Genomic DNA, 23,038 nt, shown 5'->3' on the forward strand with positions numbered 1-23,038 from the left:
TCATGGGCACGCTGCGCTACATCGCATCGCGACTGCTTCAGGCGCTGGGCCTGGTGATTGCGGTGGTGGTCCTCAACTTCGTGCTGGTACACGCCGCGCCGGGCGACCCGGTGGAAACCATTGCCGGCGCCAGCGGCGGCATGTCGCCCGAGCTGATGACGCAGCTGCGCACGCAGTACGGGCTGGACAGGTCGCTGCCGGTGCAGCTGGGCGTGTACCTGGGCAAGGTGGCGCGGGGCGACCTGGGCTACTCGTACTTCTTCAACCTGCCGGTGACGCACCTGATCGCCGAGCGCGTGCCGGCCACGCTGCTGCTGGTGCTGAGCTCGGTGCTGCTGGCCTTCTTCGTGGGCACGGCGCTGGGCGTGCTGTCGTCGCGCAAGCCGAACGGCTGGCTGTCGCAGTTCATCACGGTGCTGTCGCTCGTGGGCTTCGCGGCACCGGTGTTCTGGCTCGGGATCATGCTGGTGATCCTGCTGGCCTCGGTGTTCCCGATATTGCCGGTGGCGGGCATGCGCGCCATCGATTCGAGCGGCGCCGGCGGGCTCGCCGACATGATCGACGTGGCCTACCACCTGGTGCTGCCCACGCTCACGCTGAGCCTGGTGTACCTGGCGCAATACAGCCGGCTGGCGCGCTCGTCGATGCTCGACGTGCTGGGCTCGGACTTCATCCGCACCGCGCGCGCCAAGGGCCTGGCCGAGCGCGTGGTGCTCTACAAGCATGCGCTGCGCAACGCGCTGCTGCCGGTGGTCACGGTGCTGGGGCTGCAGTTCGGCAATGTGCTGGCCGGCGCCATCCTGGTTGAGACGGTGTTCAACTGGCCGGGCCTCGGCCGGCTGGCCTTCGAGTCGGTGCTGCGGCGCGACTACCCGACCATCCTCGGCGTGCTGCTGTTCTCCTCGATCGTGGTGGTGGTGATGAACCAGCTCACCGACCTGTGCTATCGCTTCATCGACCCACGGATCAAGGCCTCATGAACAAGGTGAGCACTATGCCTTCTGTTGCTGCACCCGCCGTGCGCGTGGAACACCCCGGCATGGAGGCGCTGCGCATGTTCCTGCGCAACCCCGCCGCCATCGTCGGCATGGCGATGCTGCTGGCGGTGCTCGTGGTGGCCATTGCCGGGCCCTGGTTCTACCCGGCCGACCCGTTCGAAATCAAGACCGCGCCGCTCACACCGCCCTTCAGCGAAGACGCCTGGCTGGGCAGCGACTACCTGGGCCGCGACGTGCTCACCGCGCTGATCTACGGCGGGCGCGCCACGCTGCTGGTGGGTGCGGTGGCCGCGCTGCTGTCGGTGGTGATCGGCATCACGCTGGGGGCCTTCGCGGGCTACTACGGCGGCAAGGTCGACGCGGCGCTGATGAAGCTGACCGAGTTCTTCCAGGTGCTGCCCGCGCTGCTGTTCGCGATGGTGGTGGTCACGCTGTTCTCGCCCACGCTGGTGACGGTGACGCTGGCCATCGGCATCGTGAGCTGGACGGGCACCGCCCGCCTCACGCGCGCGGAGTTCATGAAGTTCCGCGGGCTGGAGTTCGTGCGCGCCGAGCGGGCCATCGGCGCGCGCGACGCACGCATCATCTGGAAGGTGATTCTTTCCAACGCGCTGCCGCCGCTGGTGGTGTCGGCCACGCTGGCCATCGGCGCGGCCGTGCTGTTCGAGGCCGGGCTGTCGTTCCTGGGGCTGGGCGACCCGAACCAGATGAGCTGGGGGCTGATGATCGGCTCCAGCCGGCAGTACGTGCTGTCTTGCTGGTGGGCGGTGGCCTTTCCCGGTGCGGCCATCTTCGTCACCGTGCTGGCCGTGAGCCTGATCGGCGACGGCCTGAACGATGCCCTCAACCCCAAGCTGAGGGAACGCTGATGGCAAGCACCCACACCACCCACGACGCATTGCTTCGCGTGCAGGACCTGCACGTCGAGTTCAAGACCCGCCGCGGCCAGGCGCTGGTGCTCAACGGGGTCGACTTCGAAGTGCGCGCCGGCGAAACGCTGTGCGTGGTCGGCGAGTCGGGCTGCGGCAAGAGCATGACGGCGCTGGCACTGCTGCGGCTCATTCCGTCGCCGCCGGGGCGCATTCGCCAGGGCCGCGTGCTGTTCCAGGGCGAAGACCTGGTGCAGGCCAGCGACGCGCGCATGCGCGAAGTGCGCGGCAACCGCATCTCCATGATCTTCCAGGAGCCGATGACCTCGCTGAACCCGGTGTTCACCGTGGGCGACCAGATCGGCGAATCGCTGCAGCTGCACGCCGGCATGAACGCCCACGCGGCGCGCCAGCGCGCCATCGAGATGCTGCGGCAGGTGGGCATTCCGGCGCCCGAGCGGCGCGTGGACGAGTACCCGCACCAGCTGTCCGGTGGCATGCGCCAGCGCGTGATGATCGCCATGGCGCTGGCCTGCCGCCCCGACATCCTGATTGCCGACGAACCCACCACCGCGCTCGACGTGACGGTGCAGGCGCAGATCTTCGACCTGCTGCGCGAGCTGCAGCGCGAGAAGGGCACGGCCATCCTGCTCATCACGCACGACATGGGCGCGGTCGCCGAGATGGCCGACCGCGTGATGGTGATGTACGCGGGCCGCGTGATCGAACAGGGCACCACCGAGCAGGTGCTGGGCGAGCCCGGCCATCCCTACACGCGCGGGCTGATCGACTGCCTGCCGGAACTCGGCAGCAGCGCCGCGTACGGCGACGGTGCGCGCGAAGACCTGGCCGAGATCGCGGGCGTGGTGCCGTCCATCTGGGAGCTGGGCACCGGCTGCGCGTTTCGCGAGCGCTGCCCGCGCGCCATGGCGCGCTGCGCGGTGGAAGTGCCGCCGATGTTCGCGGTGCATGGCGAGGTGGCGGCAGGCTTGCCGCACGGCGCGGCCTGCTGGCTGCATGCCGAAACGCCATCGCAATCCCTGGATCGACGCGACAAGGTGGCCGCATGACATTCATCGGCAACATCGACACCCTGCTCTCGGTCGACGACCTGAAGGTGCACTTTCCGCGCGGCAAGGGCGGCTGGGGCCGCACACCCGAGGTGGTGAAGGCGGTGGACGGCGTCTCGTTCGAGGTGCGGCGCGGCAGCACGCTCGCGGTGGTGGGCGAATCGGGCTCGGGCAAGACCACGACCGCGCTGGCGGTGATGCGGCTTGCGCCCTTCACCTCGGGCCGCATACGTCTGGGCAACACCGACCTGGGCGCGCTGCAGGGCGAGGCGCTGCGCCAGGCGCGCACGCGCATGCAGATCATTTTTCAAGACCCGTTCTCTTCGCTGAACCCGCGCGAGCGCGCGGGCGCCGCCGTGCGCGCGCCGCTCGACCTGATGCGCGTGGGCACGCCCGAGGAGCGCACGCGCCGCGTGGCCGAGCTGTTCGAGGCCGTGGGCCTGCGGCCCGAACAGCAGCACCTGTTTCCGCACCAGTTCTCGGGCGGGCAGCGCCAGCGCATCAACATCGCGCGGGCGCTGGCCACCAACCCCGAGCTGGTGGTGTGCGACGAGCCGGTGTCGGCGCTGGACATCGCCATTCGCGCGCAGATACTGAACCTGCTCGCACGCCTGCAGCGCGAGCTCGGGCTCACCTACCTGTTCATCTCGCACGACATGGCGGTGGTCGAGCACATCTGCGACGACATCGCCGTGATGTACCTGGGGCAGATCGTCGAACGCGCGCCGCGGCGCAGCTTCTTCGCGCGGCCGCTGCATCCGTACAGCGTGGCGCTGATGTCGGCGGTGCCGACCGTGAGCGGCGGGCGGCGTCGCGCGGCGCACCGCATCAAGCTGAGCGGCGATCCGCCGAGCCCCATCGACCCGCCCCAGGGCTGCCGCTTTGCCGGCCGCTGCCCGGTGGCGGAGCCGGCCTGCGCGGCCGAGGCGCCCCCGCTGCGCGAAGTCGCGCCCGATCATCGGGTGCGCTGCCGGCGCGTCGACGTGGTCGACGGCCTGGCGCGCCCGCCCCTTTCGCTCCCTGAATCGCCATGAGCCCCAACAACAAAGCAACCACCACCGTCTACACGGCCCGCAAGGTCATCACCATGAACCCCATGCAGCCGCATGCCACGCATGTGGCGGTGCGCGACGGCCGCGTGCTGGCCGTCGGCACGCTCGCGGACATGCAGGCCTGGGGCACTTTCACGCTCGACGAGCGCTTTGCCGGCAAGGTGCTGATGCCCGGCCTCGTGGAGGGCCATTGCCACCTGAAGGAAGGCAGCATGTGGGACTGGACGTACCTCGGCTGGTTCGACCGGCGAGACCCGGCCGGCAAGGTGTGGAGCGGCCTGCGCTCCATGGACGAGGTGGTGTCGCGCCTGAGCGACGTGGCCGCGAAGATGACCGCCGACGGCGTGCCGGACACCGAGCCGTTGATCGCCTGGGGATTCGACCCCATCTACTTTGGCGGCGAGCGCATGACGGTGCGGCACGTCGACCGCGCGAGCGCCACGCGGCCCATCGTCATCGGCCATGCCAACGGGCACCTGATGAACGTGAACAGCGCAATGTTGAACATGGCGCAGATCACCCGCGACAACGAGGTCGAGGGCGTGGTCAAGTTTGCTGAAGGCGCCGATGAAGGCGAGCCGACCGGCGAGCTGCAGGAGCCGGCCGCCATGTTCCTGGTGCTGCGCAAGATCGGCAACGCCGGCCTGCTCGCGCCGATGACCGAGGCCGGCGTGCGCTCCTTCGCCAGGCTGGCGTGCCTGCAGGGCGTGACCACCGCGACCGACCTCGTCAACAAGCTCACGCCCGAAGACTGCGGCGTGCTGGAGAAGACGACGAGCGACGACGGCTTCGGCGTGCGCATACTGCCGGCGTTCCAGGCCTTCCATGGCACGCACGGTGCGCCGCAGGGCGCCGAGCATGTGAAGGCGCTGCTGCCGCGCAACACCGACCGCCTGCGCTACGGCCTGGTGAAGATGATGCTCGACGGCTCGATCCAGGGCTTCTCGGCGCGGCTGCGCTGGCCCGGGCATTTCAACGGCGCGCCCAACGGCATCTGGGTGACCGCGCCCGCGCAGTACGAGGCCGATTTCGAAACGTACCACCGCGCCGGCCTCACGATCCACACGCACACCAACGGCGACGAGGCCAGCGAAGTGGCCATCGACGCCATCGAGCGCGTGCTCACGCGCGCACCGCGCCCCGACCACCGCCACACACTGCAGCACGGCCAGATGATCGACGCGCCGCTGTTCCGCCGCATGGCGCAACTGGGCCTGTGCGCCAACCTGTTCGCCAACCACATCTGGTACTGGGGCGACCAGCACTACGAGATGACCATGGGCCCCGACCGCGCCAACCGGCTGGACGCCTGCGGCAGCGCGCTGGCGGCGGGCGTGCCGCTGGCCATTCACTCCGACGCGCCGGTCACGCCGCTGGGGCCGCTGTTCACCGCGTGGTGCGCCGTGAACCGCGTCACGCCCAAGGGCCGGCTGCTGGGCGAGGCCGAGCGCATCACGGTGGCGCAGGCGCTGCGCGCCATCACGCTCGGCGCGGCATGGACGCTGAAGCTCGACGGCGAGATCGGCAGCATCGAATGCGGCAAGCGCGCCGACTTCTGCGTGCTGGAAGACGACCCGCTCGAGATGGACCCGATGGCGCTGAAGGACGCGCGCGTGTGGGGCACCGTGCTGTCGGGCCGCGTGTTCGAGGCACAGAGGGGTTGAAGGCCGCGTGACGACCGCAACCAAGAAGCGCCTGCCCCTCACCGTCATCGGCGGTTTCCTGGGCGCGGGCAAGACCACGCTGCTCAACCGCTGGCTGCGCGAGGCCAACGGGCTGCGCATGGCGGTGCTGGTGAACGACTTCGGCGCGCTCAACATCGACGCCGAACTGATCGCAGCCACCCACGGCGACACCACCGCGCTGACCAACGGCTGCGTGTGCTGCCAGATCGGCGACGACCTGGGCCGCGCGCTGGTCAGCGTGATCGAGGCGAGCCCGCCGTTCGACGCAGTGGTGATCGAGGCGAGCGGCGTGTCGGACCCCTGGCGCATTGCACAGATCGGCATGGCCGCGCCGGAGCTGAGCCTGGAAGGCGTGATCGTGCTGGTCGATGCGAGCGCGGTGGCGCAGCAGGCGCAAGACCCGCTGCTGGCCGACACGCTGGTGCGGCAGCTGAAGTCGGCCGACCTCGTGGTGGTGAACAAGGCCGACCTGGCGTCAGCCGAGGCGCTGGCTGCCGCAACGGCCTGGGTCGAGGCGACGGTGCCCGGCACGCCGTGCATCGAGACGCGCAACGCGGCGGTGCCGCTGGCGCTGCTGTCGGGGTTGCCGCATGCGGAGCAAGCAGCGCATGCCTGCGGCCCTGGCTGCCACGCCGACCACGGACATGACGCGCCCGACCACGGCGCGATGTTCCAGACCTGGAGCGCGAAACCCGAGGCCGTGATTCCCGCGGCCGCGCTGCGCGCCTGGCTGCGCCAGATGCCGCCGGGCGTGCTGCGGTTGAAGGGGCTGCTGCGCACCGCCGACGGCGAATGGTCGGAGCTTCAGTTCGCCGGGCGCCACGGCTCGCTGCGCAAGGCAGCGCCGCCTGCGGACGACGCGCGCGCGGGGGTAGTCGCCATCGGACTGCGGGGACGCTTGCCTGAAGGCGCACTGAGGGAATTCTTCGCACGGTGAGATCGCCGCGGCACGCACCGTTGAACTTCAACGCGCGGGCCATGGCCACCGGCCCGGCCCGGGCCATCGGTTGGCTTATTCGGCGACCTCGCCTCTTTCGGCGTAGCCGCCAAGAAACACCTGCACCGCGCGCCGCGTTGCCTCTCGGAGCTCCTTGCGGGTCAAGGGCCCCTGGATGCCCAGCAGGCTCGGCTTGACGGTCTCCGAATCCAGCAGGCTCATCAGATGGTGCGCCGCCGAGACCGGGTCGGCCGTTCGCAAGCGGCCCCTTTGCATCTGCCGCGACAGAAAGCCTGCCAGCGCGGTCACGCCCTTCTTGGGCCCGCCCTCGTAGAAGAGCCGCCCGATGTCGCTGCGGCCGGCCTCGGCGATCACGGCCCTGTGCCCCTGAACGACCTCCTGCGAGCACACCACGGCGAGCACCTTCTCGCCGAAACGCTGCAGCACCTGCGCCAGATCGTCTTCCCCTTCCTGCGCCAGCACCGAGAAGATGGGGTCGAAATGCTGGCTTGCCGAGGCGTGGATCGCCGCGACGAACAGTTCTTCCTTCGAGCTGAAGTACCCGTACAGGGTCGCCCTGGAGCCGCCCACGCGCGCGGCGATCTCCACCATGGAGGCGCCCTCGAACCCCAGTTCCCTGAAGACCTCCGACGCCACCTGAACGATGGCGTCGCGCTTCGCTTCGGTTTTCACCCGCATGTCGTTGTCTCCTATTTCTGTACACGTTTGATCATTATTGTTTGACACGCCCTCGAAGTCAAAATACATTTCAGTACAGTACTGTCTATTTAACCGCCGATCGGGCCCTCCATGTCCCGTCGCTTTTCCCCCGGAGAACCGCCATGCGCCCCCCTCTCACCTACGGCCTGACCTGTGCCGCGGCCCTCGTCTCCACCTGCATGCTCGTGGCCTGCGGCAAGCCGCCGGGCGGGCCGGCGCCTGCGCCCGGCACACCCCAGGTCGGCGTGGTCACGGTGCAGCCGCAGCGCGTGGCCCTCACGACCGAGCTGCCGGGGCGCACCGTGCCCTTCCTCATTGCCGACGTGCGCCCGCAGGTCGGCGGCATCGTGAAGGCACGCAAGTTCCGCGAAGGCAGCGACGTGAAGGCCGGGGAGGCGCTCTACCAGATCGATCCCGCCATATACAAGGCCACCTACGACAGCAACGTCGCCGCGCTGGCCAAGGTGCAGGCCAGCCTGGTCACCACGCGGCTCAAGGCCGAGCGCTACAAGGAGCTGGTGGCCATCAAGGCGGTGAGCCAGCAGGACTACGACGACGCCGCAGCCTCGTTGCAGCAGGGCGAGGCGGACGTCGCCGCGGCCAGGGCCAATGTGGAAACCAGCCGCATCAACCTGGCCTACTCAAGCATCGATGCGCCGATTTCGGGCCGCATCGGCAAGTCGTCGGTCACGCCCGGCGCGCTGGTCACGGCCAGCCAGTCGACCGCGCTGGCCACCATCCAGCAGCTCGACCCGATCTACGTGGACGTGAACCAGCCCAGCACGGCCATGCTCCGGCTCAAGCAGGCCATGGCGCGCGGCGACCTCGAGAAAAGCGGTGCCAATGCCGCCCGGGTGCGGCTGCTGCTCGAAGACGGCAGCACCTACCCGCTGGAAGGCAAGCTCGAGTTCTCCGACGTCACGGTCGACCAGACCACCGGCGCCATCACGCTGCGCGCGGTGTTCCCCAACCCCAAGGCAGACCTGTTGCCCGGCATGTACGTGCGCGCGGTGCTGCAGGAAGGCGTGAAGGAACAGGCGCTGCTGGTGCCGCAGCAGGCGGTGTCGCGCGACGGCGCGGGCAAGCCGACGGCCTATGTGGTGGACGCCGGGCACAAGCTGCAGCAACGCGTGCTCGAGACCGATCGCGCCATCGGCGACCAGTGGCTGGTGCGCAGCGGCCTGCAGGCCGGCGACCAGCTCGTGGTGGACGGCCAGCAAAGCGCGGCGCCCAGCGTGCAGGTGAAGACGGTGCCATGGACGCCCAAGCCGAAGGCCCAGGCGCAGGCCCAGCCCGACCCCAAGGCGGGCACCGAGACCGCCAGGGCCGCCCAAGCCGCCCCGGCTGATACGGCCAACTGATCGGAACAGACCGCCATGGCACGTTTCTTCATCGACCGCCCCATCTTCGCGTGGGTTCTCGCCATCATCGTGATGCTGGGCGGCGTCATGTCCATTGCCAGCCTGCCGATCGCGCAGTACCCCAGCATCGCGCCGCCGGCCGTGGCCATCACCGCCAACTACCCCGGCGCCTCCGCCAAGACGCTGGAAGACACCGTCACCCAGGTCATCGAGCAGAAGATGAAGGGGCTGGACCGCCTGAGCTACATGGCCTCGACCAGCGAGTCGTCGGGCTCGGTCACCATCACGCTCACCTTCGAGAACGGCACCGACCCCGACACCGCGCAGGTGCAGGTGCAGAACAAGCTCTCCCTGGCCACGCCGCTGCTGCCGCAAGAAGTGCAGCAGCAGGGCGTCACCGTCACCAAGTCGGCCACCAACTTCCTGAACGTGCTGGCCTTCGTCTCCGAGGACGGCCGCATGAACGGCTCCGACCTGTCGGACTACGTGGCGGCGAACGTGCAGGACGCCCTGAGCCGCGTCGAAGGCGTGGGCGACACCACGCTCTTCGGTTCCCAGTACGCCATGCGCGTGTGGCTAGACCCGAACAAGCTCGCCAACTTCAGCCTCACGCCGCTGGACGTGAAGACCGCGATCCAGGCGCAGAACGCACAGGTGTCGGCGGGGCAACTGGGTGGCATGCCGGCGGCGGACAACCAGCAGATCAACGCGACCATCACCTCGCAGACGCGGCTGAAGACCGCGCAGGAGTTCGAAGACATCCTGCTGCGCACGCAGACCAACGGCGCGCAGGTGCGCCTGCGCGACGTGGCCCGCATCGAGCTGGGCAGCGAGTCGTACAGCACCGTTGGCCGCTACAACGGCAAGCCGGCCGCCGGCCTGGCGATCAAGCTGGCCGCGGGCGCCAACGCGCTCGACACGGTCAAGGGCATCGACGCGCGGGTGGCCGAGCTCGAGAAGTTCTTTCCGCCGGGCATGAAGGTGCAGAAGCCCTACGACACCACGCCCTTCGTGCGGATCTCCATCGAGGAGGTGGTGCGCACGCTGATCGAGGCCGTGGTGCTGGTGTTCCTGGTGATGTACCTGTTCCTGCAGAACTTTCGCGCCACGCTCATTCCCACCATCGCGGTGCCGGTGGTGCTGCTGGGCACCTTCGGCGTGCTCGCGGCCTTCGGCTTCACCATCAACACCTTGACGATGTTCGCCATGGTGCTGGCCATCGGCCTGCTGGTGGACGATGCGATCGTGGTGGTCGAGAACGTCGAGCGGGTGATGACCGAAGAAGGCCTGTCGCCGAAAGAGGCCACGCGCAAGTCGATGGGGCAGATCACCGGCGCGCTGGTCGGCGTGGCCCTGGTGCTGGCGGCGGTGTTCGTGCCGATGGCGTTCTTCGGCGGCTCCACGGGCGTGATCTACCGGCAGTTCTCGATCACCATCGTCTCCGCCATGACGCTGTCGGTGCTGGTGGCGCTGGTGCTCACGCCCGCGCTGTGCGCCACGCTGCTCAAGCCGGTGCACAAGGGCCACGCGATGGCGACCACCGGCTTCTTCGGCTGGTTCAACCGCAGCTTCGACCGCGGCAACCATCGCTACCAGGGCATCGTGCGGCACATGGTGGGCAAGGGCTGGCGCTACATGGCCCTGTACGCCGTCTTGCTCGCCGTCGTGGTGTTCGGCTTCATGAAACTGCCGGTCGGCTTCTTGCCGGACGAGGACCAGGGCACGATGTATGCGCTGGTGCAGCTGCCGCCGGGCGCCACGAACGCGCGCACGGAAGAAGTGATCCGCCAGGTGGAGCACCACTTCCTGGTCGACCAGAAAGACGCCGTCTCGGGCATCTTCACGGTGGCGGGGTTCAGCTTCGCGGGCAGCGGGCAGAACACGGGCTTTGCCTTCATCAAGCTCAGGCCCTGGGACGAACGCAAGGGTGAGGCACTGAGCGTGACGGGCGTGGCGGCGAAGGCCGGCGCCTTCTTCAACACGATCCGCGACGCCAAGGTGTTTGCCTTCGCGCCGCCGGCCGTGGCCGAGCTCGGCAACGCGACCGGCTTCGACCTGATGCTGCAGGACCGCGGCAACCTCGGGCACGCGGCCCTGATGCAGGCGCGCAACCAGCTGCTCGGCACGCTGTCCAAGGACAAGCGCCTGGTGGCCGTGCGCCCCAACGGCATGGAGGACACGCCCGAATTCAGGCTGGAGATCGATCCGCACAAGGCGCAGGCCCTGGGTCTTTCGATGAGCGACATCAACGACACCTTCTCGGCCGCATGGGGCAGCAGCTACGTCAACGACTTCATCGACAAGGGGCGCGTGAAGAAGGTGATGCTGCAGGCCGACGCGCAGTACCGCATGCTGCCCGCGGACATCGACCGCTGGTATGTGCGCAACGGCGCAGGCACGATGGTGCCCTTCACCTCGTTCGCCAAGGCGAGCTGGAACTCGGGCTCGCCCCGCCTGGAGCGCTACAACGGCGTTCCGTCGGTGGAGATCCTGGGCATGGCCATGCCGGGTGCCGCATCGAGCGGCGAGGCGCTGGCCATCGTGGAAACGGCAGTGGCGCAGTTGCCGGCGGGCATCGGCTACGAATGGACGGGCCTGTCGCGCCAGGAAAAGGCGTCGAGCGGGCAGACCGGCCTGCTGTACGGGCTGTCGATCCTGATCGTGTTCCTTTGCCTGGCCGCGCTCTACGAGAGCTGGGCCATTCCGTTCTCGGTGATCCTGGTGGTGCCGCTCGGGGTGCTGGGTGCGCTCATCGGCGCCATCCTCACCTGGAAGATGAACGACGTCTACTTTCAGGTGGGCCTGCTGACCACCATCGGCCTCGCGTCGAAGAACGCCATCCTGATCGTCGAGTTCGCGAAAGACCTGCATGCGCAGGGCAAGGGCCTGGTCGATTCGGCGCTGGAAGCGGCGCGCCTGCGCCTGCGCCCCATCCTCATGACATCGATGGCCTTCATCCTCGGCGTGCTGCCGCTGGTTCTGGGCAGCGGTGCGGGGGCCGGCGCGCAGCATGCGCTGGGCACGGCCGTGATCGGCGGCATGCTGTCAGGCACGCTGCTCGCGATTTTCTTCGTGCCTCTTTTCTTCGTGCTGGTGCGCCGCCTGTTCAAGGGCACGTCCGCACCGGTCGCGCCGACCGCATCGCACACACAACCGGCCGCGGCCGCATCCTGAGGTGTCCGTCATGAACCTGTTCCGCTTCACACCCCTCGCGCTCTGCGCCCTCACGGCCCTGACGGCCGGCTGCAGCCTGATGCCCGCCTACCAGCAACCCGAGGCCCCCGTGCCGCTCAGGTTCGCCGGAGACACAGGCGCCGACACGGCCGCCACGCCGGTCTCCGATCTCGGCTGGCGCGATGTGTTCACCGACGCGTCGCTGCAGCGCGTGATCGAGATGAGCCTTGCCAACAACCGCGACCTGCGCGTGGCGGTGCTGAACATCGAGAAAGCCCGCGCGCAGTACCGGGTGCAGGATGCGGCGCTGTTCCCCAGCGTCAGCGCCAGCGCCGGCGGCAGCGGCAGCCGGACCCCGGCCGACCTGTCGTCCACGGGCTCGGCGCTGACCGCTCACCAGTACAGCGCATCGCTCGGTTTCAGCGCCTACGAAATCGACCTGTTCGGCCGCGTGCGCAGCCTGAGCGCGCAGGCACTGCAGCAGTTTCTGTCCACGGCCGAGGCGCGCCGCAGCACGCAGATCACGCTGGTGGCCGAGGTGGCGACCGCCTACCTCACACTCGCCGCCGACCAGGACCGCCTGCAGCTGGCACGCGACACGCTGCAGAGCCAGAGCGACTCGTACCGGCTCAACCAGCGCAGCTTCGAGCTGGGCGCGGCGTCGGCGCTCACGCTGAGCCAGGCGCAGACCAGCGTGGACGCCGCGCGTGTCGACGTCGAGCGCTACACCTCGCAGGTGGCGCAGGACCGCAATGCGCTCGTGCTGCTCGTGGGCGCCGACGTGCCGAGCGAGCTGCTGCCCAAGGCCTTGCCGGACGGCACGACCGCGGCGGCGAACCCGCTGGCCACCATTCCGCCGGGGCTGCCTTCCGACCTGCTGCAGCGCCGCCCCGACATCGTGCAGGCCGAGCGCGATCTCAAGGCCGCCAATGCCTACATCGGCGCGGCGCGCGCGGCCTTCTATCCGAGCATCAGCCTCACCGCTTCGGCCGGCACGTCGAGCAGCCAGCTCTCGGGCCTGTTCAAGGGCGGCTCGGGCGCCTGGAGCTTCGCGCCGCAGGTCACGCTGCCGATCTTCGACGGCGGTGCCAACCGGGCCAACCTGAAGATCGCCACCGTGAGCCGCGACATCTCGGTGGCGCAGTACGAGAAGGCGATCCAGACGGCGTTCCGCGAAGTGTCGGACGCGCTGGCCCAACGCAACACGCTCGGGCGCCAGCTCGACGCACAGCAGTCGCTGGTCAATGCGACGGCGGAGAGCTATCGCCTGTCGCAGGCGCGTTTCCAGCGCGGCGTGGACAGCTACCTGAGCGTGCTCGACTCGCAGCGCTCGCTCTACACGGCCCAGCAAGACCTGATCGGCACGCGCCTGTCGCGCTTCACCAACCTGGTGACGTTCTACAAGACGCTGGGCGGAGGATGGCTAGCGACCACGGACACGCCGCTGGCTGCGCAGCCTTGGGTCAATGCCTCTTGACCCGGCACACGAAGCTTGAAGCAGGACTCGCACGCCTGCGGAATCCAGAGCACCGGGATGCAGCGACGCGATCGATGCGATCGCGGTGCAGGCGGGCGTTCAGCCGCGCGCAGGAAACACCGGCTCGCCCAGGTTCAGCATCAGGCGGTTGGCCCAAGCGAAGATCGCCACCGCGTGCACGGTGTCCAGGAGCTCGAGCGGCGTGAGGCAGGCGGCACGCACGGCCTGCAGTTGCGCCGCACCGAAGCCGCCCGGCTCGCGCGTGAGCGCGATCGACAGCTGCACGATGGCGCGTTCGCGCGCCGTGGTGCCGGCCGTCTCCGGGTCGGTGAAGACCTGCGCGATCACGTCGTTGCGCCGCGCCAGTTGCTCGAAGCGCTGCGCGTGCACCGAAGCGCAGTACACGCAGCCGTTGACGCGCGACACCACCGCGCTGGCCAGCTCGCGCTCGGCGCGCGACAGGCCGCCCGGCGCGTACATGATGGCGTTGAACACCGTGGCGCGCTCCTGCAGGATGCGCGGCTGGTGCACCAGCAGCAGGTAGTAGTCGGAGCTGCGCGCCTTCGGGTGGCTGCTGTCGAGCACCCGCACCTGCTCGGGCGAGGCCTGCGCCAGGTCGATCACCGGCAGCCAGGCCTTCCAGCCCAGCGTTTCGCTGGTGTAGCCGTCGATGCGCAGCGGCTCGCCCGGCGGCGGCAGGTTGGCCGGGTGGACGAAGGGCGCCGCCTGGTCGTCCACCACGGGTGCGGCGCCGTTGCCGCCGCCGCCGTCGTCAGCGAGGGCGGCCAGCGCCTGCAGGCCCGCGACCACGCGCACCTGGTAGGCCACGAAGGCGATCAGCTGCGCCAGCGCCACCACCTCGGGCGTCGAGAGGCCGGCCGCGGGCAGCTTCAGCAGCGCCTCGCGGTCGCCCTCCACGGGACGGTCGGTCAGCGTGCGCGTGAACGCGAGCACCGCCTGCAGCCGCGGCTCAGCGCCGAGCGCTTCGACCGGCGCGCCGTCGGCCGCCGCCTGCTGCGCCGCACTCAGCGGCGCCAGCGCATCGAGCCGCGCGCGGTAGTGCGCCTGCAGCGCGGCGCTGCCCGCGCTGCGCGCGATGGCGTGGGCGGCCAGCAGCCGCTCGGCCAGCGGCGGGCCCGACAACTGCGGATCGAACAAGGCGTCGTAGCTGCCCTGCGTGGCAGCCACCACCTTGTCGCGCTGGTGGCGCACCGCATGCGCAGCGCTGCCGGCGGCCAGCGGCACGCAGGCGTCCACGAGGTCGGCAATGTCGGCGAGATCGGCGGAAGGGCTTGAATCAGTCATGGGCGTTGTCTCCGAAGGATGTGTTGCGTGCGGCCACGGCCTGCTGCAGGAAGCGCAGCACGCCCTGCCAGGAGGCCTCGTCCGCATGCGCGTTGTTCGCGGGCGTGCCGCCCGAGGTGCTGCGCCGGCCCGACACCGGATGCGCATAGCCCAGCTGCGTGGTCGGCACATAGGGAAACAGGATCGAATGGCCCGCGCCCGCGAAATCGAGGTGTTCCACCGCGTGCGGATGCGCGAACTGCGCGAGGCGCTCGGTCACCATGCGGCTGTACAGGCTCGACGGCCAGGAGCCGTCGTCGGTGGCAGACAGCAGCATCACCGGGCCGCGGATCTGCTCGACCTTGATGCGCGCGCGCTCCACGGCCTCGGGGTCCTGCAGCGCGGTCATGAGCGCATCGGCATGGCGGCGCGGCTCCGGGCCTTCGTCCCAGGGCGCCCAGGTGGCCGTGCGGTTGTGCTCCCACACATGCGGCAGCGGCTGTCCACGAAAGATCCAGGCCGGGCCTTCGCGGCCGAGCGCCGGGTCGCAGGCGTTCTGCGCGCAATGCACCACGGCGCCGGGCACGTAGCCGATGACGGCCGAGACCGATTCCGGAAACAGCGTACCCAGCAGCAGCACCAGCTCGCCGCCGCGCGACTGGCCGCTGAGCGCGACGAAGCCGTCGGCCGGCCGCACCGTGCGATGCAGCCAGGCCAGCGCGGTCTCGAAATATTCGAGCTTGGTGTTCGAGATGTAGTCCGACAGGCCCGGCGCCTTGAAGTACGCGAGCGCAAAGGCCGCATAGCCGTGCGAGGCGTACAGCGCGGCGCGCGGCTCGTTGATGCCGCCACCGGAGCCGTTCAGGATCATCACGGCCGGATGCGGCCCCGGACCGGCGGGCAGGTAGAGCGTGCCGACCAGGCCTTCTTCGCGCACCTCGGTGCGTGTCACGCCCTGCCCCGCCAGGCGCTGCACGAAGCCACCATGGATGTCGCTCGCATCGCCGGCGCGGCGCACGGTGATGTCGGTGCGCAGCGCAGCGCCCGGCTCGGCACCGAACTGCTCGCGCGCACCAGGTGTGTCTGGCACCTGGGACCAGACCAGGCCCATTGCCGACACGCCTTGGTAGCTGCCCGAGAGCGGCGCGTCGCGTTGCAGGTCGACGGTGCCCTGCGCATCTGCCACGAAACTCGCCGATGCGCGCCAGGGCACGGCCGCGCCGCGCAGCGTCGTGCTCGCGATCTCGATCTGCTCGCCCGGCGCCAGCCCTTCGACCGCGATGCGCCGCGGCATGTCGATCAGCGCGTCCTCCGGCGTGATGCTCAGCATGTGCGCACCCTCACTTGAGCCTGGTGACCTGCATTGCCGTCGTGCGGTCGCTCAGCAGCGGCTCGACCTTCAGGCCCTTCTTCGCGGCCCAGATGTTCTGGTAGTGGTACAGCGGGATCTGGCCCACGTCGTCGGTCACCAGCTTGGCCGCGTGGCGGAAGACGGCTTCGCGGCGCTTGGCATCGAACTCGACCGTGGCGGCGTCCAGCGCCTTGTCGACCGACTCGTTGCTGTAGCGGCCCCAGTTGTTCGAGCCGCGCCCGCGCTTGGCGTCGGGCGTGGTCAGGGTCTGCAGCAGGCCGTAGCCGGCCTCGCCGGTGCCGTTGCCCCAGGCGATCACGCTGACCGCAAAGTCGTTCTTGTTCGCGCGGCTCGAGTACACGGCCCACGGCACCACCTCGACCTTGGTCTTCACGCCGATGCGGCTCCAGAACTGCGCCACGGCCTGCACCGTCTCGGGCGCCTGCGGATAGCGGTCGCCCGGCACGTGGATCGCAATCTGGAAGCCCTGCGGAAAACCGGCCTCGGCCAGCAGCTTCTTCGCCTGCTCGGGGTTGTAGGCGATGGCGGGCACCTCGGGGTTGTAGCCGAAGCTGTTCCTGGGCATCCACTGGTTGGCCTCGGTCACCGTGCCCTGCAGCACCCGGTCGACGATGGCCTTGCGGTTGATCGACAGCGACAGCGCCTGGCGCACGCGCACGTCGAGCAGCGGGTTCTTCTCCAGCGGCTTGCCCGCGTTGTCGGTGATGAACTCGTTGGGGCCCGCCTTGAAGCTCGGCTGCAGCAGCAGCACGCGCAGGCCCGGGTACGTGTACACGCTGACCTTCGGGTCCTTGCGCAGCTTCTCGACGTCGGTGACGGCCACCTTGTCGATCACGTCCACATCGCCGGCCAGCAGCGCCGCGGTGCGCGCCGCGCCGTTGTTGATGAAGCGGTAGTTGACCTTCTCCCACAGTGGCTTGGGGCCGTAGTAGCCGGGGTTGCGCTCGAACACCGTGCGGTCGCCCGGCACGTAGGAAACGAACTTGTAGGGGCCGGTGCCGACCACGGCGCGGCCCGCGTTGTAGTCCTCGGTTTTCGACTTCTCGCCCACGTGCTTGCTCACGATGTAGATCGACGCGATCTCCAGCGGCAGCATCGGGTTGGGCGTGTTGGTCTTGATGACGAGCGTGGCCGGGTCCTTGGCGGTGGCGGACTCCACCGAGCGCAGCGCGCCCGAATAAGAGGCCACGCTGCCCGGCACGTTGCGCGCGCGCTGGAACGAATACACGATGTCTTCGGCCGTGAACGGCGTGCCGTCCTGCCACTTGATGTCGGTGCGCAGCTTGAATTCCCAGGTCTTGTCGTCCAGCGTCTTCCAGCTCGACGCCAGCGCGGGTTCCAGCTTGCCGCCGTCGCGCGAGTTGACGACCGAGTCCCAGAAATGCAGCGCGAGCGAACGGTCGCCCGCATGGTTGTTGAGCTGCGGGTCGACCGAGGAGACCGGGTCCGCGAAGCCGATGGACAGCGTCTGGGCCGATGCGGCGGCGCCCGTGGCGAGCAGCGTGGCGGCAACGATGGGAAGCAGGCGGTTCATGAAAAATCCTTTGGCGAAAACAGGGGGCGGTAGAAGCAGGAAGTCAGTTCGCGTCGTACAGGTGGCACGCGGTTTCGTGCCGTATCGCGATGCCGCGCAGCCGCGGCGCCTCGGTGCTGCAGCGCGGCATCGCCTGCGGACATCGCGGATGGAAGTGGCAGCCCGTGGGCGGCGCGATCGGGCTCGGAATTTCGCCGCGAATGGCGCTGAAGGTGGTGCGCCGCGCCTCGATGCTCGGAATCTCGGCCAGCAGCGCCTGCGTGTAGGGATGGGCGGGCCGCGCGAACAGCTCGGCCACCGGTGCGCTTTCCACCACGCGGCCCAGGTACATCACGACCACGCGGTCGCACAGGTGCTCGATCACGCCCAGGTCGTGGCTGATGAACAGGTAGGCCAGCCCGAGCTGGTCGCGCAGGTCCATGAAGAGGTTGAGGATCTGCGCCTGGATCGACACGTCCAGCGCGGCCACCGCCTCGTCGCACACCAGCATCGAGGGCTGCACCGCGAGCGCGCGTGCAATGCCGATGCGCTGGCGCTGGCCGCCGCTGAACTGGTGCGGGTAGCGATGGCGCAGCGCGGGGTCGAGCCCGGCGCGCCGCAGCTGGGCGCACACGTAGTCGTCCTGCCCGGCGGCATCGGTCAGGCCGTGCAGCAGCGCGGCCTCGCCCACGATGCGCGAGACGCGCAGGCGCGGGTTCAGGCTCGCATACGGGTCCTGGAACACCATCTGGATGCGCAGGCGCGCGGCGAGCTGTTCCTCGGCCGACAGGCTCGCCACCGGCTTGCCGCCGACGATCACCTCGCCCTCGGTCGGCGTGAGCAGGCCCGCGGCGATGCGGCCCAGCGTCGACTTGCCGCAGCCCGATTCGCCGACCAGCCCGACCACCTCGCCGGGCCGCACCGACAGGTCGACGCCGTCGACCGCGTGCGTGACCACCGGCGGCTTGCTCAGGCCGATGCTGCGCAGCGTGCGGCCCACCGCGCCGGGCGGCGGCGTGGCGCCGAAGCGCTGCGCGACCTGGCGCAGCTCGATCAGCGGTACATCGTTTTCCTGTGCGGGGGCGCGAGCCGCGGCGGGCAACGCGGCCGGCAGCGTGCGCACGGGTCTGTCGCCCTGCGGATGAAAGCAGCGCACCTCGTGCCACGGCGCATCGTGCCGCGGGCGCGACACCCCCGGCCGCTGCCCGCAGGCGGCGTCCGCATGCGGGCAGCGCGGCGCGAAGGCGCAGCCGGCCGGCATGTCGAGCAGGCTCGGCGTCATGCCCTGGATCTGCCGCAGCCGCGCGCCGCGTTCGTTGGCGCTCGGCAGGCTGTCGATCAGCCCGCGCGTGTACGGATGCTGCGGATGGTCGAGCACGTCGGCCACCGTGCCGTGCTCGACGATGCGCCCGGCGTACATCACGGCAATCTCGTCGGCCAGGCTCGCCACCACCGAGAGGTCGTGGCTGATCCAGATGAGCGAGGTGCCGGTCTCGCGCACCAGCTTCTGCACTTCCGACAGGATCTGCGCCTGGATCGTCACGTCGAGCGCGGTGGTGGGCTCGTCCGCAATGATCAGGTCGGGTCCGTGCAGCATCGCGATGGCAATGGCCACCCGCTGGCGCATGCCGCCCGACAGCTGATGCGGATACGCGCGCAGCCGCTCGTCGGGGCTCGGAATGCCCATGCGCCCCAGCGTGTCGCGCGCATGGCGGCGCGCTTCCTCGGTGGAAACGCGCTGGTGCGCCTTCACCGCCTCGATCATCTGCGTGTCCACGCGCAGCACCGGGTTGAGCGTGGCCATCGGGTCCTGGAAGATCATCGCGATGCGGTTGCCGCGCAGCTCGCGCCGCTCGGTGGCCGGCAGCTGCGTGAGCTCGCGGCCCTGGAACAGCACCTGCCCGCCCTCGACCCGTCCGGGCGGATCGACCAGGCCCATGATCGAGAAGCCGGTCACCGACTTGCCCGAGCCCGACTCGCCCACCAGCCCCAGCACCTTGCCGCGGCCCAGCGTGAACGACACCCCGTCGACCACCGGCAGCACGCCGGCGCGCGTGTGGAAGCGCGTTTGCAGGTTGCGCACTTCGAGCGTCGGCACCTCGAGGTCTTGCACGGGTACGGCGCTCATTTCTGCAACCTCGGGTTCAGCACGTCGCGCAGCTGGTCGCCCACCAGGTTGATCGCGACGATGGCGGCCAGCAGGGCGACGCCGGGAAAGAAGCTGATCCAGTACTCGTTGGACAGCAGGTACTGGTAGCCGTTGGAGATCAGCAGCCCCAGCGATGGCTCGGTGATCGGCACGCCCAGCCCCAGGAACGACAGCGTCGCCTCCAGCGTGATGGCGCGCGCGATCTGCAGCGCGCCGATCACCAGCAGCGGCGGCAGGCAGTTCGGCAGGATGTGGCCGGTGACGATGCGCCAGCGCGCAATGCCCTGCCCGCGCGCCGCGTCCACGTACTCGCGCCGCGCCTCGACCAGCGCCTGGCCGCGCGCGGTGCGCGCGTAGTAGGCCCATTCGAGCAGCACCAGCGTGAGCATCACGTTGCCCACGCCCTTGCCCACGTACGCCAGGATCATCAGCGCCATCAGGATGGTGGGAAACGACAGCAGCAGGTCCACCAGCCGCATCAGCAGCGCGTCGACCTTGCCGCCGGCATAGGCGGCAATGAGGCCGACCAGCGTGCCGACCACCGCGGCGATCAGCGCCGAGCCCACGCCCACCGTCAGGCTGATGCGCAAGCCATAGACGATGGCCGAGTACAGGTCGCGGCCTTGCCCGTCGGTGCCGAGCCAGTAGGTGTAGCCGCCCTCGCTGCTGTGGGAGCCCGGCGGCAGGCGCGCGTCGAGCACGTCGAGCTGCAGCAGGTCGTAGGGGTTCTGCGGCGTGATCCAGGGCGCGAGCAGCGCGGCCAGCACCACGACGGCCAGCAGCACCAACCCGCCGACGGCGATGCGCGAGTGCAGGAAGTCGGCGGCCACGCGCCACCAGATCGAGCGTTCGTCGTAGCTCTTCGCTGCGCTCATTTCGCACCTTCCAGCCGCACGCGCGGGTCGAGCAATTTGTAGAGCAGGTCGACGATGAGGTTCAGCGTCACGAAGATCACGACGACCACCATCAGGTAGGCCACCACCACGGGCCGGTCGAGCGAATTGATGCTGTCCAGGATCAGCTTGCCCGCCCCCGGCCAGGCGAAGATGGTCTCGGTGACCACCGCATAGGCGATGGTCGCGCCCAGCTCCAGCCCCAGCACCGTGACCAGCGGGATCATGGTGTTGCGCAGCACGTGCATCAGCACCACGCGCGTTGGCGTGAGGCCCTTGGCGCGCGCGAACTTCACGTAGTCCTGCGGCAGCACCTCGCGCACCCCGGCGCGCGTGAGCCGAAGCACCAGAGAGATTTTGAAGAGCGCCAGGTTGAACGCCGGCAGCAGCAGATGCTGCCAGCCGTCGAGCGTGAGCCAGGACCACTGCACGCCGAACAGCTCCCGCGTGGCGCCGCGCCCGCTGGCGGGCAGCCAGCCGAGCTGCACGCTGAACACCATGATCAGCATCAGCGCCACCCAGAACGCCGGCAGCGAGAAGCCGACGATGCTGGTCGCCATCAGCACGCGCGACACCGGATGCTCGGGCTTCATGCCCGCGAACAGACCCAGCGGCACGCCCACCACGATGGCCATCAGCAGCGCCGCGAAGGCCAGCTCCATCGTCGCGGGCAGGCGCTGCAGGATGAGGCGCACCGCGTCCTCCTGGTAGACGAAGCTGCGGCCCAGGCTGCCGTGCAAGGCGCCGTCCACGAAGGCCAGGTACTGGCGCCACAGCGGCTGGTCGAGCCCGAGCCGGGCGATGGCGGCCAGGCGCTCCTGCTGGTTCATGTCCTCGCCGATCAGGATGTCGATCGGGTTGCCGATGGCATGCAGGCCGACGAAGACGATCAGCGTCATCGCCACCACCACGAGCAGCGCCTGCAGCAGCCGGCGCAGCAGCCAGCCGGTCACGGCGTCACCTCGCGGCCGGGCGCGGCGTCATGCTCGACGGGTTCGCTGTAAGGCGGCAGCGCCGAGGGCGTCCATTCGTCGCCGTCGAGCTCGGGTTCGGCATAGCGCTGCATGGCGGCGAAGTGGTGGTCGGCGTCCTCGCTCAGCAGCTTCGCCGCAAGGCCGCGCGCCAGGCGCTGGGCGCCGTCGGTGATCTGCGGAATGTCGCCGGCTGCGGCGCCGTGCGAGAGCGAGGCCGCGTAGTTGAAGCAGTGCACGCGCTCCAGGCCGGGGCAGGCGCCGGGCGCCTTCGGCTGGAACTCGAAGAGGGGCCCGAGGTCCGGCGATTCCGCGAGTTCGCTGTCGGCGGTGCCTTCGGGCGGCGTGAAGCGGTCCTGCCACACGCGCACCTGCGACGAAAAAGCAGCGAACTCGGGCCGCAGCGCCCAGTCGGTGCGAAAGCCCGTGCTGAACACGACGAAGTCCGCCGCCAGCGGTCCCTTGGCCGTGTCCAGGCGCAGCGCACCGTCGGCGCGCCGGGCAGCACCCAGCACCGGCGTGCCGAGCTGGAAGTGCGCGTTCGCATGGCGCGACACGCGCAGCGTGCTGCCGTGCGGCGGCGGCACCTGCTGCACGTTGATGTAGTGGCGCATGCGCCATTTCCACTCGTCCGGCAGTTGCCAGAAACCGTGGACCATGCCCGGGTTGCCCGCGCCCTTGCCCTTGTTGACGCGCGGCAGGTCGGCGCGGCGGATCAGCAGGTCGACGCGCGCGGCGCCGGCCTCGAGCGCGGTCGCGGCGGCGTCCATGGCCGAGGCGCCGCCGCCGACCACCGCGACGCGTTTGCCGCGCAGGCTCGCGGCGTCCCAGCGCCCCGACGAATGGGCCCAGCGGTCGCGCGGCAGCGAAGCCGCCCAATCGGGCACCCAGGCGCCGCCCAGGCCGTCGCGGCCGGTCGCGAGCACCACATGGCGCGCCTGCACGCTGTACGGCTTGCCTTCGGCAGCAAGATCGGCCAGGTCGAGCTGCACCACGCCGTCGGCGCGGGGCAGCACCGCCCTCACCTGCTGTTCGTTGCGCACGTCGAGGCCGAGCACGCGGCGGTACCAGCGCAGGTACTCGGCCCATTGCAGGCGCGGGATCTTGTCGAGCGCGTCCCAGGCCGCCAGGCCCCACTGCGCCTCGAACCAGGCGCGAAAGGTCAGCGCCGGCAGGCCCAGCGCGGGGCCGGTGAGTTCCTTGGGCGAGCGCAGCGTTTCCATGCGCGCGGTGGTGGCCCAGGGGCCTTCGAAGCCGGCAGGCGACCGGTCGTAGATGCGGGCGTGCAGGCCCAGGTGCGTGAGCGTGGCCAGCAGCGCCAGGCCCGCCATGCCGCCGCCGACGATCGCCACGTCGAGCGGCACCTCGCCTTGCGCCGGGGTCGACGGCACCCAGCGTTTGGCCGGCAGGCCGAGCCACGACAGGTCTTGCCGCAGGCGCGCCTCGAGCGCGGCCAGGCCGATGGGCGCGGCCGTGAGGGGTTGTTCGGTGGGAGCGTTCATCGCAGGGTTTT

At 69.7% G+C, this 23,038-nt stretch carries 17 protein-coding genes and 1 pseudogene; 9 read left to right on the forward strand and 9 right to left on the reverse strand.

The genetic code is table 11. The annotated features are described in order from the left end of the window. Nucleotides 1–2 precede the first annotated feature (2 nt). The 6 genes from AC0IYU_RS09100 to AC0IYU_RS09125 are packed head-to-tail and all read left to right on the forward strand — an operon-like array spanning nt 3 to nt 6,611. On the forward strand, nt 3–980 hold the full coding sequence (locus AC0IYU_RS09100) for an ABC transporter permease (protein WP_472115472.1): 978 nt from the start codon (nt 3–5) through the stop codon (nt 978–980). Continuing rightward, nucleotides 977–1,867: an ABC transporter permease gene (locus AC0IYU_RS09105; RefSeq protein WP_472115475.1), complete on the forward strand. Its 891-nt coding sequence runs from the start codon at nt 977–979 to the stop codon at nt 1,865–1,867. Before AC0IYU_RS09100 ends, AC0IYU_RS09105 begins: the two co-directional genes overlap by 4 nt. Then, nucleotides 1,867–2,937: an ABC transporter ATP-binding protein gene (locus AC0IYU_RS09110; RefSeq protein WP_472115478.1), complete on the forward strand. Its 1,071-nt coding sequence runs from the start codon at nt 1,867–1,869 to the stop codon at nt 2,935–2,937. Before AC0IYU_RS09105 ends, AC0IYU_RS09110 begins: the two co-directional genes overlap by 1 nt. Further along, complete coding sequence (locus AC0IYU_RS09115) at nt 2,934–3,971, forward strand: ABC transporter ATP-binding protein (protein ID WP_472115481.1); 1,038 nt, start codon at nt 2,934–2,936, stop codon at nt 3,969–3,971. The genes AC0IYU_RS09110 and AC0IYU_RS09115 overlap by 4 nt, the downstream gene beginning before the upstream one ends. Continuing rightward, nucleotides 3,968–5,653, forward strand: coding sequence for an amidohydrolase (locus AC0IYU_RS09120; protein ID WP_472115484.1), 1,686 nt, complete (start codon nt 3,968–3,970; stop codon nt 5,651–5,653). The genes AC0IYU_RS09115 and AC0IYU_RS09120 overlap by 4 nt, the downstream gene beginning before the upstream one ends. A 7-nt stretch (nt 5,654–5,660) precedes the next feature. Continuing rightward, entirely contained in the window at nt 5,661–6,611 is a 951-nt protein-coding gene (locus AC0IYU_RS09125; RefSeq protein WP_472115487.1) for a CobW family GTP-binding protein, read from the forward strand. Nucleotides 6,612–6,686: 75 nt separating this feature from the next. Here AC0IYU_RS09125 and AC0IYU_RS09130 read toward each other — a convergent pair whose 3' ends face one another. Beyond that, a complete protein-coding gene (locus AC0IYU_RS09130) occupies nt 6,687–7,310 on the reverse strand; it encodes a TetR/AcrR family transcriptional regulator (RefSeq protein WP_472115490.1) in 624 nt (207 codons plus the stop codon). Nucleotides 7,311–7,453: 143 nt separating this feature from the next. On the opposite strand from AC0IYU_RS09130, the gene AC0IYU_RS09135 reads away from it, so the two are divergent. From AC0IYU_RS09135 to adeC, 3 genes are read left to right on the forward strand one after another with little or no spacing between them, the layout of a single operon-like run. Continuing rightward, nucleotides 7,454–8,692: an efflux RND transporter periplasmic adaptor subunit gene (locus AC0IYU_RS09135; RefSeq protein ID WP_472115493.1), complete on the forward strand. Its 1,239-nt coding sequence runs from the start codon at nt 7,454–7,456 to the stop codon at nt 8,690–8,692. A gap of 15 nt (nt 8,693–8,707) precedes the next feature. Then, on the forward strand, nt 8,708–11,866 hold the full coding sequence (locus AC0IYU_RS09140) for an efflux RND transporter permease subunit (protein WP_472115496.1): 3,159 nt from the start codon (nt 8,708–8,710) through the stop codon (nt 11,864–11,866). A gap of 10 nt (nt 11,867–11,876) precedes the next feature. Further along, nucleotides 11,877–13,343, forward strand: a complete 1,467-nt coding sequence (gene adeC / locus AC0IYU_RS09145; protein WP_472115499.1) for an AdeC/AdeK/OprM family multidrug efflux complex outer membrane factor — start codon at nt 11,877–11,879, stop codon at nt 13,341–13,343. 99 nt (nt 13,344–13,442) lie between these two features. On the opposite strand, the gene AC0IYU_RS09150 is transcribed toward adeC, so the two are convergent. From AC0IYU_RS09150 to AC0IYU_RS09185, 8 genes and pseudogenes are all read right to left on the reverse strand, one after another. Continuing rightward, on the reverse strand, nt 13,443–14,648 hold the full coding sequence (locus AC0IYU_RS09150; protein WP_472115502.1) for a CMD domain-containing protein: 1,206 nt from the start codon (nt 14,646–14,648) through the stop codon (nt 13,443–13,445). Continuing rightward, entirely contained in the window at nt 14,641–15,957 is a 1,317-nt protein-coding gene (locus tag AC0IYU_RS09155) for an acyl-CoA thioesterase/bile acid-CoA:amino acid N-acyltransferase family protein (protein ID WP_472115505.1), read from the reverse strand. Before AC0IYU_RS09155 ends, AC0IYU_RS09150 begins: the two co-directional genes overlap by 8 nt. A 10-nt stretch (nt 15,958–15,967) precedes the next feature. Next, nucleotides 15,968–17,533, reverse strand: a complete 1,566-nt coding sequence (locus tag AC0IYU_RS09160) for an ABC transporter substrate-binding protein (RefSeq protein ID WP_472115508.1) — start codon at nt 17,531–17,533, stop codon at nt 15,968–15,970. A 43-nt stretch (nt 17,534–17,576) separates the two neighbouring features. Beyond that, nucleotides 17,577–18,614 carry an ABC transporter ATP-binding protein gene (locus tag AC0IYU_RS09165; RefSeq protein WP_472116138.1) on the reverse strand — a complete coding sequence of 346 codons (1,038 nt, stop codon included), beginning with the start codon at nt 18,612–18,614 and terminating at the stop codon, nt 17,577–17,579. Between the two features lie 36 nt (nt 18,615–18,650). Next, a pseudogene (locus AC0IYU_RS09170) lies at nt 18,651–19,640 on the reverse strand (ABC transporter ATP-binding protein); the annotation flags it as partial. Continuing rightward, nucleotides 19,637–20,536 (reverse strand): ABC transporter permease, encoded by a 900-nt coding sequence (locus AC0IYU_RS09175; protein ID WP_435439175.1) that lies wholly within the window; start codon nt 20,534–20,536, stop codon nt 19,637–19,639. The pseudogene AC0IYU_RS09170 and the gene AC0IYU_RS09175, both read right to left, overlap by 4 nt. Further along, nucleotides 20,533–21,507 (reverse strand): ABC transporter permease, encoded by a 975-nt coding sequence (locus AC0IYU_RS09180; RefSeq protein WP_472115512.1) that lies wholly within the window; start codon nt 21,505–21,507, stop codon nt 20,533–20,535. The genes AC0IYU_RS09175 and AC0IYU_RS09180 overlap by 4 nt, the downstream gene beginning before the upstream one ends. Beyond that, on the reverse strand, nt 21,504–23,027 hold the full coding sequence (locus AC0IYU_RS09185; protein ID WP_472115515.1) for a SidA/IucD/PvdA family monooxygenase: 1,524 nt from the start codon (nt 23,025–23,027) through the stop codon (nt 21,504–21,506). Before AC0IYU_RS09185 ends, AC0IYU_RS09180 begins: the two co-directional genes overlap by 4 nt. Nucleotides 23,028–23,038 lie beyond the last annotated feature (11 nt).

The sequence above is a fragment of the Variovorax sp. AC103 genome (assembly GCF_979254005.1).

Coding starts and splice junctions, on each gene's coding strand:
- AC0IYU_RS09130 (WP_472115490.1), bottom strand. CDS start 7,310: ATGCGGGTGAAAACCGAAGCGAAGCGCGACGCCATCGTTCAGGTGGCG.
- AC0IYU_RS09110 (WP_472115478.1), top strand. CDS start 1,867: ATGGCAAGCACCCACACCACCCACGACGCATTGCTTCGCGTGCAGGAC.
- AC0IYU_RS09160 (WP_472115508.1), bottom strand. CDS start 17,533: ATGAACCGCCTGCTTCCCATCGTTGCCGCCACGCTGCTCGCCACGGGC.
- AC0IYU_RS09135 (WP_472115493.1), top strand. CDS start 7,454: ATGCGCCCCCCTCTCACCTACGGCCTGACCTGTGCCGCGGCCCTCGTC.
- AC0IYU_RS09140 (WP_472115496.1), top strand. CDS start 8,708: ATGGCACGTTTCTTCATCGACCGCCCCATCTTCGCGTGGGTTCTCGCC.
- AC0IYU_RS09155 (WP_472115505.1), bottom strand. CDS start 15,957: ATGCTGAGCATCACGCCGGAGGACGCGCTGATCGACATGCCGCGGCGC.
- adeC (WP_472115499.1), top strand. CDS start 11,877: ATGAACCTGTTCCGCTTCACACCCCTCGCGCTCTGCGCCCTCACGGCC.
- AC0IYU_RS09175 (WP_435439175.1), bottom strand. CDS start 20,536: ATGAGCGCAGCGAAGAGCTACGACGAACGCTCGATCTGGTGGCGCGTG.
- AC0IYU_RS09150 (WP_472115502.1), bottom strand. CDS start 14,648: ATGACTGATTCAAGCCCTTCCGCCGATCTCGCCGACATTGCCGACCTC.
- AC0IYU_RS09185 (WP_472115515.1), bottom strand. CDS start 23,027: ATGAACGCTCCCACCGAACAACCCCTCACGGCCGCGCCCATCGGCCTG.
- AC0IYU_RS09120 (WP_472115484.1), top strand. CDS start 3,968: ATGAGCCCCAACAACAAAGCAACCACCACCGTCTACACGGCCCGCAAG.
- AC0IYU_RS09115 (WP_472115481.1), top strand. CDS start 2,934: ATGACATTCATCGGCAACATCGACACCCTGCTCTCGGTCGACGACCTG.
- AC0IYU_RS09105 (WP_472115475.1), top strand. CDS start 977: ATGAACAAGGTGAGCACTATGCCTTCTGTTGCTGCACCCGCCGTGCGC.
- AC0IYU_RS09100 (WP_472115472.1), top strand. CDS start 3: ATGGGCACGCTGCGCTACATCGCATCGCGACTGCTTCAGGCGCTGGGC.